This window comes from Mycobacterium sp. (assembly GCF_040509115.1).
Classification (GTDB): domain Bacteria; phylum Actinomycetota; class Actinomycetes; order Mycobacteriales; family Mycobacteriaceae; genus Mycobacterium.
On record NZ_JBEVLO010000390.1, the window covers coordinates 1 to 11,826 of the forward strand.

The 11,826-nt window shown below is 64.7% G+C and carries 13 protein-coding genes; 12 read left to right on the forward strand and 1 reads right to left on the reverse strand.

Annotated elements, in window-relative coordinates; translation table 11 throughout:
* The 4 genes from ABW137_RS26840 to ABW137_RS26855 all read left to right on the forward strand — a co-directional run.
* Positions 1 to 332 (forward strand): ROK family protein (locus ABW137_RS26840; protein WP_526404510.1); only part of this gene is annotated, 332 nt, incomplete at its 5' end.
* Positions 333 to 402: 70 nt separating this feature from the next.
* Positions 403 to 1,563 (forward strand): M24 family metallopeptidase, encoded by a 1,161-nt coding sequence (locus ABW137_RS26845; protein WP_526404511.1) that lies wholly within the window; start codon positions 403 to 405, stop codon positions 1,561 to 1,563.
* Positions 1,560 to 3,032 carry a four-carbon acid sugar kinase family protein gene (locus ABW137_RS26850; RefSeq protein WP_526404512.1) on the forward strand — a complete coding sequence of 491 codons (1,473 nt, stop codon included), beginning with the start codon at positions 1,560 to 1,562 and terminating at the stop codon, positions 3,030 to 3,032. The genes ABW137_RS26845 and ABW137_RS26850 overlap by 4 nt, the downstream gene beginning before the upstream one ends.
* Entirely contained in the window at positions 3,029 to 3,850 is an 822-nt protein-coding gene (locus ABW137_RS26855; protein WP_526404513.1) for an HpcH/HpaI aldolase family protein, read from the forward strand. Before ABW137_RS26850 ends, ABW137_RS26855 begins: the two co-directional genes overlap by 4 nt.
* A 28-nt stretch (positions 3,851 to 3,878) precedes the next feature.
* Here ABW137_RS26855 and ABW137_RS26860 read toward each other — a convergent pair whose 3' ends face one another.
* Positions 3,879 to 4,610, reverse strand: coding sequence for a FadR/GntR family transcriptional regulator (locus tag ABW137_RS26860; RefSeq protein ID WP_526404514.1), 732 nt, complete (start codon positions 4,608 to 4,610; stop codon positions 3,879 to 3,881).
* Positions 4,611 to 4,942: 332 nt separating this feature from the next.
* On the opposite strand from ABW137_RS26860, the gene ABW137_RS26865 reads away from it, so the two are divergent.
* The 8 genes from ABW137_RS26865 to ABW137_RS26900 all read left to right on the forward strand — a co-directional run bounded on the left by ABW137_RS26865 (position 4,943) and on the right by ABW137_RS26900 (position 11,705).
* Positions 4,943 to 5,965, forward strand: coding sequence for a Gfo/Idh/MocA family protein (locus ABW137_RS26865; protein ID WP_526404515.1), 1,023 nt, complete (start codon positions 4,943 to 4,945; stop codon positions 5,963 to 5,965).
* Between the two features lie 32 nt (positions 5,966 to 5,997).
* On the forward strand, positions 5,998 to 6,879 hold the full coding sequence (locus tag ABW137_RS26870) for a sugar phosphate isomerase/epimerase family protein (RefSeq protein ID WP_526404516.1): 882 nt from the start codon (positions 5,998 to 6,000) through the stop codon (positions 6,877 to 6,879).
* Between the two features lie 30 nt (positions 6,880 to 6,909).
* Entirely contained in the window at positions 6,910 to 7,299 is a 390-nt protein-coding gene (locus tag ABW137_RS26875) for a hypothetical protein (RefSeq protein ID WP_526404517.1), read from the forward strand.
* 295 nt (positions 7,300 to 7,594) lie between these two features.
* Positions 7,595 to 8,581, forward strand: a complete 987-nt coding sequence (locus tag ABW137_RS26880; protein ID WP_526404518.1) for a substrate-binding domain-containing protein — start codon at positions 7,595 to 7,597, stop codon at positions 8,579 to 8,581.
* Entirely contained in the window at positions 8,581 to 9,663 is a 1,083-nt protein-coding gene (locus ABW137_RS26885; protein WP_526404519.1) for an ABC transporter permease, read from the forward strand. The genes ABW137_RS26880 and ABW137_RS26885 overlap by 1 nt, the downstream gene beginning before the upstream one ends.
* Positions 9,664 to 9,665: 2 nt before the next feature.
* On the forward strand, positions 9,666 to 10,472 hold the full coding sequence (locus ABW137_RS26890; RefSeq protein ID WP_526404520.1) for an ATP-binding cassette domain-containing protein: 807 nt from the start codon (positions 9,666 to 9,668) through the stop codon (positions 10,470 to 10,472).
* A gap of 62 nt (positions 10,473 to 10,534) precedes the next feature.
* Complete coding sequence (locus tag ABW137_RS26895; RefSeq protein ID WP_526404521.1) at positions 10,535 to 11,461, forward strand: alpha/beta fold hydrolase; 927 nt, start codon at positions 10,535 to 10,537, stop codon at positions 11,459 to 11,461.
* Positions 11,462 to 11,561: 100 nt separating this feature from the next.
* The gene (locus ABW137_RS26900; protein ID WP_526404522.1) at positions 11,562 to 11,705 is read left to right on the forward strand and encodes a hypothetical protein; all 144 of its coding nucleotides are present in this window, start codon (positions 11,562 to 11,564) and stop codon (positions 11,703 to 11,705) included.
* Positions 11,706 to 11,826 lie beyond the last annotated feature (121 nt).

Genomic DNA, 11,826 nt, shown 5'->3' on the forward strand with positions numbered 1-11,826 from the left:
ATGCCGTGCTGACCGGTCCGGTCGACGACCGCACGCGTGCGGCCTTCGAGTCGGTGGCTGCGGCGCTTGGCGCGGGGATCGGCGGACTGGTGAACCTCCACGATCCCGACGTCGTCACCCTCGGCGGCTTGGCGGTCCAGCTGCGGGCCGCTGCGCCAACGGCTTTCGACGATGCCTATCGCGATGGGCTGATGGCCTTCCGCAAGTCGTCGGCTCCGCTGGTGCGCGACGGCGCCCACGGCGACGACGGTCCGCTGCGCGGTGCGGTTGCCTGGGCGCTGGATCACGTCACCAGCGAGGCGGCGCTGGCCCGGTGGGCGACGCGTAAATAGTTAAAGGTTGACCGGTCGGCCACTATCCGCCTACATTCTCCTGAGGAGTGCATCGAGAAACGAGGAAGTGATGACAGTGATCCCGTTCGACCACAGCAGGTTCGATGACTCGCTCGCAGATGCGGGCGTCGACGCGGTGATCGCCACGACGAAACACAACGTGCAATACCTACTCGGTGGATACCGCTACTTCTTCTTCGCCAACATGGACGCGATCGGTTTGAGCCGTTACCTGCCTGCCGTTGGATACCTGCGGGGCCGTCCCGACGATGCGTTCTATGTCGGCTGCGGCAACGAGGATTGGGGCACCGAGGTCGACCCGCCGTGGGTCTCAGACGTGCAGAACACGAGCTGGTCCAGCGTTGACACTGGCCACGCGGTTGCTGCCGCATTGCGAAAGCGTGGGCTCGAAAACGCAACGATCGCAGTGGAGTTGGCGTTCATCCCCGCTGACTGCATTGACGTGTTGCGGCAGGAGCTTCCCGGCGTGACCGTGCTGGACGCGCAGACGCTGCTCGAAACCCTGAGGGGGGTCAAGTCGAGCGCCGAGCTCGAACTGGTCGAGAAGGCGTCGGTGGGAATCATCGACTCCATGCTCGCGACGTTCGAGGACGTCCGACCGGGCATGACCAAGTTCGACATCGTCGAACGATTTCGCCGACACCAGACCGACAGGGGAATGGTCTTCGACTACTGCCTCATTGCGGCCGGACCCTCGCTCAATCGAGCCCCGTCCAGTGAGCCGTGGAATCCGAACACGGTGCTGTCACTCGACAGTGGCGGCATGTTTCACGGATACATCGGTGACCTGGCCCGGATGGCCGTCCACAACGAGCCGACCGATCTGATGCTGGAGCTCATGGATGAGATCGAGGCGGTCCAACAGGCGGCCCGCACGGTCGTTCGCGCCGGCGCCCGCGGCGCCGACATCTTCGACGTCGCCAACGCGCAACTCGCCGAATCCCGCCATCGCGCTGACATGAAGTTCGTCGCGCATGGCATGGGTCTGATCACTCACGAGGTGCCCCGCCTGACGAGCACCGGGCCGGTGCCGTACCCGGGGGACCACGCCGAGAAGCCGTTGGCCACGGGCAACGTGTTGTCGATCGAGACGTGGGTGGAGGATGCCACCGTTGGGTTCGTCAAGCTCGAAGACACCCTGGTCGTGACCGATGACGGCTGGAGTGCCCCCGGCGACACCGGTCGCGGCTACAACGTCATCACCGAATGAGCCGGGAGACGACGGGCTCCTCCGCGCTCGACCGCATCGTCGAAGCGAACTCGGCGATGCGCGTCTGGACGGTGGTACTCGATGACGACCCGACCGGCACCCAGAGCATCGCAGGCCTTCCCGTCCTGACTCCCGGCTTCACCGACACGGACCTTCAGTGGGCTGCCGAGCAGCAGTCCCTGACGACCTTCGTCCTGACCAACAGCCGCAGCGTCGGTGCGGACACTGCGGAGACGCTCACCACCGACGTCATCGGTCGGGCGAGTTCGGTTGCACGGCAGAAGGGTTTGACGCTTCGACTGATCAGTCGCTCGGACTCGACCTTGCGCGGCCACTTCGCCACCGAAGTCGCCGCAGCGCACCGAGCATTGCGCGCCGCCGGTACACCCGCGCACGGGACCGTCTTCGTGCCGGCGTTCATCGAGGCCGGACGGGTCACCATCGACGACGTCCAATGGGTACGCAGCGGTGCGGGTTTCGTACCCGCCGCCCGCACCGAATTCGCCAAGGACGCGACCTTCGGGTACACGGAGGACAACCTCCTCGACTGGGTGCAGGGTCGGATGGATGCGGCGGCACCGCGCGCGGTGAGCATCGGCATCCCGGAGTTGCGTTCCCAGGATGGCGTAAGTCGGGTCAGCGCCCGGATCGCCGAACTGCACCCAGAGGGGGTCCTGGTGGCGAATGCCGCTGACGCCCGTGACCTGGAGGTACTGATGCTCGGACTCCTCGAGCAGGAACGGGCGGGTCGGCGCCCGGTGATCAGGTCCGGCCCATCCTTCGTACGGCTGTGTGCAGGCCAGCATCCGGCCGATCCGCTTGCGAGCGACGCAATTGACGTCCGCAACACCGGCCTCGTCGTGATAGGCAGCCATACCGCACTGACCAATGCGCAGTTCGCCGCGGCGCATCGCGAACACGACTTGCATCTGGTCGAACTCGACGCCGCCGCAGTCGTGACCGACGAGAACGCCTCGTCCGCCGCCGAAGTGAGCCGTTGCGTCCGGGAGATCTCGTCGGCCCTGGAAAGCGGAGACGTCGTCATCCGCACCAGCCGAACCGTGCTGACCTCGGGCCGGACCACACCGCTGCTCACCAGCAACGCGATCGCCGACGCGCTCGTCGACGTCGTCAGCAGGGTCGTTGGCCGCCGTCGGCCAGGATTCCTGATAGCCAAGGGCGGCATCACGTCCAGCGACATGGCAGTACGCGCGTTGGCCACTCGCCGCGCCCTGGTACTCGGGCAGATGCTCCCCGGCACCATCCCGATCTGGAAACTGCTCGATGGGATCTCGCCGGGCCTTCCCTACGTGGTCTTCCCTGGCAACGTCGGCGCCGAGAATGCCCTATCCGCCGTACTCGCCAAGTTGCGCGGTGCCACGCCTGAACGCGGCACGCAGAGCGAACGGCTCCCGGCCGGCGGCGACGGCGTGCTTGTCGACGATCCACGAACGACGGGATTGCCATGAAGATCGAGACGACGACGTCCTCCGAACCGCTGGTCGACCGGATCCGGCGCCGAGAACAACTCCTCGGCCTGATCGTGAAGGTGCCCAATCCTGCCCTGGTCGAAGTCGCCGGTCACCTCGGCTACGACTTCGTCTTGCTGGACACCGAACACGGGGCAGACGACACCATCGAACTCGAGCACCATCTCCGCGCGGCGGACAGTGCCGGGATTCCCGTCGTAGTGCGCGTCGGTGTCAACGAACCGCTGCCAATTCTGCGCGCGATGGATTCTGGAGCGGTGGGAGTCATTGCCCCGCACGTCGATACGGCCGAACAAGCGGCTGCCGCTGCCGCTGCCGCACACTACGCACCCGTCGGCACGCGCGGACTGGCCGCCAGCACCAGGGCGGGAAGGCACTCCACCGGTACAGTGACCCAACACCTCGACCGTGCCCGCCGCGAAACAACCGTGATCGTTCAGATCGAAGACGCCAAAGCCGTCCCGCATGCGGCCGCCATCGCAGCCACGGCACACGTCGACGCCGTGTGGCTCGGCCCCGGCGATCTCTCGATGTCCTTGGGGCATCCGGGCGACCTCGGCCATCCCGACGTGGCGGCGGCAATCGAATCCATCGTCACCGCTGTCAATCAAGCAGAGGACACCGCGCTGTGCGTCGTCGTCGACTCCGAGGACGACATTCCTCAGTGGCGAAGGCGGGGGGCGTCCATCGTGGTCTTCGTGACCACCAACGTCGTGACGGCCCGGCTCCGCGAACTCCTCGCCAATGCCCGCGCTGAAGGCCGTGAGGCCACGAAACCCGCCGCAGATGCGAAATGACTTGGGGTGCTGCGAAGTACGTCAGAGCCTACTCGGCAGCGGCCGCATCGACGCTCGCGTGGAGTCGACGACCGGCGCGGTCCATCAGCGCCTGCATCGTCGCGCGAGCCTTCCGCGCATCACCCTTCTCGATGGCCTCGAGCACCGGAACGTGCATCGCCAACGAGGTTTCGGTCTCCTGCGCGGCCGTGATCACCCGGGTGGTCCAAACCAGCAGCAGCGACCGAATGTTGCCCAGCACCCCTCCCAGCACCCCATTTCGGCTGGCGCGGGCGATCTCCATGTGGAACTCGACGTCGGCATCGATGTAGCGCTGGTAGTCGGTGCCTGCCGCCTCCATCTCCTTGACGATCGCGCGCAATCTGGCCAACGACTCCTCGTCGCGGTTGCGTGCGGCAAGACCGGCAAGGACGACCTCGAGATGCTGGCGGGCCTCGACGAGCTCGCGAATCTCGTGCGTGCCCAACAGCAATCCCCACTCGATCACACTGGGCAGCAGGTCCGACGGTTTACTAGTGAGATAGGTGCCATCGCCCTGCCTCTGCTCGAGGAGGCCAAGCAGGATGAGTGACTTGATGGCTTCCCGTAGCGCCGCGCGTCCAACGCCGAGCGCCTCGCTGAGTGCTCGTTCACCCGGCAACTTCTGACCTGGCCGCAAGTTACCCGAGGAGAGATAGTTGACGAGTTGCCGGACGAGCTCGACGTTGGCGGGCTCGCGCTGTGCCATCGAGAACTGTGGCAGCGGCGCAGATGTCGGCATGGACGCCTTCCTTTCAGCGGTTCACCGGTTGGCCTCTATTCTCGCACGAGCGGGCTCGCCCTTGCCTGAACACAACCGGATTCGCAGTCGCTTGGCCGACGAAGCTCAAAGCATCTGCGTACGAACGATATTGAGACGTCCCCATCCTGCCCCCGTTGACACGGGCCGTCCAATGATCCAAATAGGTTGACCGGTTGACCAAACATCGTACGTGGCATACGGTGGGTGCACCGGCACTCACACGCCACCGCTTCGGCGCTTGGGGGGTCGCGGTCACCAGCGCGTTCCAATGATCCCACCAGCGTGCGCAATGAATCAGGGAGGATTTCTCGATGAAGGTAGGTTTCGTCGGCCTGGGACGAATCGGGCTGATGCACATGGAGAATCTCGCCAACAATGCCGACGTCTGCGGAGTCTCGGAGATCGTCTTGTTCGACCCGTCGGAGGGCAGGGCGGCGCAGGCGGCGCAACACGCCGAAACGGTCGAGACCACTGTCGCGGCGAGCGTCGGCGAAGTCTTGGGTGACGTGGACGCGGTGGTCGTCGCGACGCCGACGCCGTCGCACCCGGAGGTCTTGGCCGAGTGCGTGAAGGCGGGAATCCCGACGCTCTGTGAGAAGCCCGTGGCCTCCGATCTCGAAACCATGCGGCGGGTCGTCGACATGGTGGAGGCGCATTCGACACCCGTCGTGGTTGGGTTCCAGCGCCGATTCGATCCTGCCTTGAGGGCAATCAAGACGCGGATCGTCGACGGAACGCTCGGCAGGATCTACGTCGTGCGTTCCAACGCCTACGACGACTTCCCGGCTCCGCCGGAGATAGTGCGCCAGTCCGACGGCATCTACCGGGATCTGATGATTCATGATCTGGACGCCGTGCCGTGGCTGGTTGGCGAGCCCGTCGTCGAGGTGGGCTCGTGGGGTTCCGTCCTCGTCGATGAGGTGTATGCCGAGATCGGCGACGTTGACTTTGCCACGGTGACAATGCGATTCGCGAGTGGCGCGCTCGCCGTCATGGTGGCCGGACGACGCAACCCAGCCGGCTATGATCACCGCATCGAGGTACTCGGCAGCCGGGACTCGGTCATCCAGGGCTTGGGCGCACGGACGGCGATCCGCTCCCTCGAGCCCGATGGGCCTGCCTTCCCCGACGATCCCTACCAAGGATTCGCGGATCGCTTCCGCTCGGCGTACGTCGCAGAGATCACCGAGTTCGTCGACATTGCAGCCGGCCGGGCGAAGAACCCCTCGCCCGCGCGCGACAGCCTGGTCAGCATCCAGCTAGCCGAGGCCTGCGACGCAAGCCGTCGCAGAGGCGAATCCGTGGCCATCGATTCCGTATTGACCACGGGCTAGCGGAATCCCGCACGAAGACTTAAGGAGCACCGATGGGTGTCACGCTCGCCACAGGGCCCGTCACGTGGGGTGTCGACTTCGCCGACGCCCCGGGCAACCCGCCATGGTCCGCCGTCCTTGACGACATCCAACGCTCCGGTATCGGAGCGCTCGAACTCGGGCCGGTTGGATACCTGCCGGAGGCGGAAGAGGAACTGCGCGAAGCGCTTACGTCGCGCGACCTGACAGCGGTTGGTTCGTTCATCTTCGACAACATGCGCCAGCCGGCGGAACGCGAGCGGGTTCTCCGCGAGGCGACCCGCGCATGCAGGGCGATCGCCGCAGCGGGGGGATCGATCCTGGTCATCATCGACCGGCCGGGTGAGCGCCGCGTTGGGACCGCAGGTCGGTCCGACGCCGCGGTCCGACTCACTGGGGAAGAGCTCGGTGAGCTGGCGACCACGTTGAACTCCGTGGCAGAGATCGCCACCGACTTCGGACTGAACCCAGCGGTTCATCCTCACGCAGGCGGCTTCATCGAGTTCGCCGACGAGATCGAGTGGGTGGCGAACGAAACAGCGCTCAACCTCTGCCTGGATACTGGCCATCTCGCCTACGCCGGCGTCGACCCAGTACGGGCGATCGCCCGGTACTCCGACCGGCTGGCTCACATGCACTTCAAGGACATCTTCGGGGCAGTGCACACGGAGGTCGTCGAGGAGCACATCGGTTTCTGGGATGCCCTCGCGAAACCGATCTTCTGCCCGCTAGGGCAGGGTGTGGTGGACATAGGTGCAGTGCTCCGCGCGCTGGACGACGTGGGCTACAACGGATACGCCACCATCGAACAAGACCGCGTGCCCGGCGCGGGGTCGCCGCTCGACGATCTGCGCAACAGTGTCGCGACGGTCAACGCCGCCCGGGAACACGACTAAGCGCCACACCCATCTAAGAGGAGCACGCACATGCCACGGATCAACATCCGTTACGACTCAACGCTGGTCGACGGCGCGGACCTAGCGACGTTGATGGGCGATCTCGCCGAGATGGGCGCACGGCAATACTTCACCACGCCGGAAAAGGTCGTCGTCGAGCTCTTCGAGCAGAGCCAGTACACGATCGGACATCGGACGCTCGACGTCGAGATCAATGCGCTCCCGGATCCCGAGGGTCGGCGCACCGGTCAGATCGAGTCCTTCGCGCTGGAGATGGTCGACATGTTGGCTGAGTGGTTGGACCAGCGTGGAATCGACGGCAACGTGGGCGCCGAGACGCGACTCTTCGCGGCAGGCGCCTTTGCATGGGCACCTCGCGGCGGCACGGCCGAGATCACGCACTCTTCCCTGAGTACGTAGGCCCCGAGACATCAACTGACCACGCGCCGTCGCACGGCGCGCTGCGCGCCTTGCGGTGAGTTCTGCACGCATTCATCGCCAATCCAACTCGAAGGCAATGAACTTGGCGATGGTCACCCTTCCGGCGCGTTGTCAGCGGCCCATTGGTCAACCAATATTGGTCAACCGGTTGACCAAAGAAGGTCCAAACGCTAGCGTGGCGGTGTCAGCACGTTGTGGTTCCAGTCACATCGCGCAATGGCGATCAGGTCGACGTCGAAGGCCGAGTGCACACCCTCCACCGAAAGGTTCATCGATGAAGCTCAAATCGAGCCGATCCACGGCGCGCAAACTCCTCGCCCTGTCAGCATCGGTCGTCGTTCTCGCAGCCTGTTCGAGTACCGGGGGCCGATCCGAATCGGACGGCGCGGCGGCGAGTACCCCGCGGATGACCGTCGCGATGGTGACCCACGCCCCGCCGGGGGATGCCTTTTGGGACTTGATCCGCAAGGGCGCCCAAGCGGCCGCCGACAAGGACAACATCGAATTGCGGTACTCGAGCGATCCGCAGGCTCCCAATCAAGCGAATCTGATTCAGAGCGCCATCGACAGCGGCGTCGACGGTATCGCGGTCACGTTCGCAAAGCCGGAGGCGATGGCACCAGCCGTGAAAGCCGCTGTCGCGGCTGATATTCCGATCGTCGCCTTCAACTCGGGCATCGGCAACTGGCAGGATCTGGACGCGCTCGCGTACTTCGGCCAGGACGAGCGACTGGCGGGTAAGACTGCAGGCCAACGCTTTTCCGACGAGGGGGTCAAGCACGTTCTGTGCGTCATCCACGAACAGGGCACGGTTGGCCTCGAGGAGCGTTGCGCAGGCGTCAAGGAAGGCTTCGCAGGCACCACCGAGGTCGTGAACGTAAATGGCACCGACATGCCGTCCGTGCAGGCGACGGTCACCGCCAAGCTTCAGCAGGACCCAAGTATCGACGCCGTCATCACCCTGGGGGCGGCGTACGCGGTGACGGTCGCCGACTCCTTGAAGACTGCGGGCAGCAGTGCACGGATCGCCACCTTCGACACCGACGGCGCTCTGGTCGATGCGATCAAGGACGGCACCGTGGAATTCGCCGTCGACCAGCAGCCCTACCTGCAGGGTTATCTCGCGATCGATGCGCTGTGGCTGTACCGGAACAACAGGAACATCATCGGCGGTGGTCTGCCCGTTCTTACCGGACCCTCCTTCGTCGACAAGTCCAACGTCGACTCGATCGCCGAGCTGGCCCAGGCCGGAACGCGGTGATGACGCTCGTGAAGCTGAAGACGAGGGAGAGTTCGGCACACCCACAGCGGGCCGGCGATGATCCACACCCAGACTCGAGGGTGCGGAAACGAAATCGAGTTCAGCGACTGCTGATTCGGCCCGAGATGGGTGCGCTCAGCGGGGCCGTCGCAATATTTGCCTTCTTCTTGATTCTCGCGCCGCCGTTTCGCGGTCCCGAAGCCTTGAGCACCGTCCTCTATGCCTCGTCGACGATCGGGATCATGGCGTGCGCGGTGGCGCTGCTGATGATTGGCGGTGAATTCGACCTCTCGGCCGGTGTTGCCGTGACAACGAGTTCGTTGGCTGCCTCCATGATTTCGTACAACCTGAACCTCAATCTCTGGATGGGTGCCTGCCTGGCGCTGATCGTGGCATTGGCCGTGGGATTTCTGAACGGGTATCTGGTCATGCGTACGCAGATTCCGAGTTTCTTGATCACCCTGAGCAGCTTCTTGATGCTCACCGGGATCAATCTCGCTGTCACCAAACTGGTTTCAGGCCAAGTGGCAACGACGAGCGTCTCGAACATGGCAGGCTGGGATTCGGCACGTGCGGTCTTCGCATCGTCGTTCACCATCGGTGGTAGCGGGATCCGAATCACGGTGTTGTGGTGGCTGCTGTTCACCGCGGTCACCACCTACGTCTTGTTCGGCACCCGCGTCGGCAACTGGATCTTCGCCGTGGGCGGTGACCAGGAAAGCGCTCGCGCGGTCGGCGTACCGGTGACCAAGGTCAAGATCGGCCTGTTCATGTTCGTCGGGTTCGCCGCCTGGTTCGTCGGCATGCATCTGCTGTTCTCGTTCAACACGGTGCAGTCCGGCCAGGGTGTGGGCAACGAGTTCCTCTACATCATCGCCGCGGTCATCGGTGGCTGCCTGCTCACCGGTGGATACGGGTCGGCGATCGGCACCCTCATCGGTGCGTTCATCTTCGGCATGACCAATCAGGGCATCGTGTACGCCGGGTGGAACCCGGACTGGTTCAAGTTCTTCCTCGGCGCCATGCTGCTGTTCGCGGTGATCGCCAACAACGCCTTCCGCAACTACGCAGCCAAGAGGTGACCATGACCGCAACCGCCGATAGCTCAGTGCCGCTGGTCGAAATGCGCGGCATCGGAAAGACTTACGGACACATCAGCGCGCTCACGGGCATCTCGCTTCGAATACACGCGGGTGAGGTCACCGGCATCCTCGGCGACAACGGTGCTGGCAAGTCAACCTTGATCAAGATCATGGCCGGCCTGCATCAGCCAACGGAAGGCGACCTTTTGGTCGACGGCGAACCGACGAACTTCACCACGCCCGCTGACGCGCTCGCCAAGGGCATCGCAACCGTGTACCAGAATTTGGCCGTCGTCCCGCTGATGCCGGTGTGGCGCAACTTCTTTCTTGGCCAAGAACTCCGCGGGCGCGGTTTTCCGTTCAGGCTCGATGCCAACGCGATGCGGGCGACCACGCTTGCCGAGCTGGAGAAGATGGGGATCGAGTTGCCCGACGTCGACGCACCGATCGGCTCCCTGTCCGGCGGACAGCGGCAATGCGTCGCCATTGCGCGGGCGGTGTACTTCGGCGCGCGCGTCCTGATCCTCGACGAACCCACGGCGGCCCTGGGGGTGAAGCAGTCGGGGGTGGTGTTGAAGTACATCACCGCTGCAAAGGAGGCCGGCTTCGGCGTGGTGTTCATCACGCACAATCCCCACCACGCCCACCTGGTCGGCAATCACTTCGTGCTCCTGAAGCGAGGCCGCCAGAAACTCGATTGCACCCGCGATGAGATCACGCTCGCGCACCTGACCCAAGAGATGGCGGGTGGCGACGAGCTGGATGCCATCTCCCAAGAGATAGCGCTGGGCAGACGACCGTCGTCGTGATCCGATGGTCACCGCCGCCAGACAGCCATCGACCAGACAGCCATCGACCAGAAAGAGCTCTCATGCCGTTAAGTGACCTCAGCAAGCTGACCGGCTCTGCCTACCTGCGGACGGGTGTCCGGATGCATTACTACGATGCGGGCGAAGGGCCCAACGCGCTGGTACTTCTGCACGGATTTCCGCAAACGTCGTGGCAGTGGCGGCACGTCATCGAGCCGCTCGCGGCGGCTGGCTACCGTGTCATCGCGCCCGACTACCGCGGCGCGGGTCATTCCTCACGGCCACGTAGCGATCACGGTCATCCTGCAGACGTTCGGAGCGGGGAGGCCGCCCTCCCCCGGGGCGGCTACACGAAATGGGAGATGGCCGAGGACGTCCACCTTCTGCTCCACGACCACCTCGGGCTCACCGACCCAGCATTCGTCCTGGGCCTGGACATCGGCTCGATGGTCGCGACCGCGTACGCCTTCCGCTACCGCGAGGACACCCGCGCACTGGGGTATGGAGAGGCATCACAACCCGGCACCAGCTACTACGAACGCATCAAGAGCACACCGACCGACTGGCACTTCTCCTTCCACGGCATTCTCGACCTTCCCGAGGCGCTGGTGGCCGGCCGTGAGCGCGTATATCTGCAGTACTTCTACGATCGCCAAGCCGCCAGACCGACTGCGATCGACGTTGACACGTTCGTCCACGCCTACGAACAGCCGGGGGCCATGCGGGCGGGATTCGACTTGTATCGGGCGTTCGAGCAGGACGCCGTCGACATCCGCGGTGCCCTCGAGTCGGGAGGGAAGCTGACGATTCCGTGCCTAGGCATGTACGGCGAGGCCAGTCTTTCGCACCGCAGCGCCGCCGAGGAATTGGGCAACGAGATCGCCGAGTCCGTCACGGTCGAAGGCATCGCCGGGTCAGGTCACTGGATCGCCGACGAAAACCCCGAGGCGCTGATCGCGACCGTCGTCGACTTCGACGGACGGGGCTGACCGCGTCCCACCGAGTCACCGCGGGCTGAAGGATCACGCACTCTTCGAGACCGGCCGAAGCGGGTAGTTCATCTGGCGAAGACGACCCGAAGGAGATGGCATGGTCAAGGAAGCCGAAGAAGACAACCAGGCACACGAGCCAAAGGGCGGTCGCCCCGGACCCGTCGACCACGGAGGCGGAGGGGGGATGGCGACCCGGGAGAACGCGCCGGAGCTGACCGAACCAGAGGCGGACGCCGACTAGGGCGGACCAGGCCGAGGATTGAGGCGGACACAACGGGGTAAGGCCCCGTCATGGACGCTGACCTCCGAGACTTGGACGGGCATTTCGACGTCTTGATCGTCGGCGGGGGGAACGGCGGAAT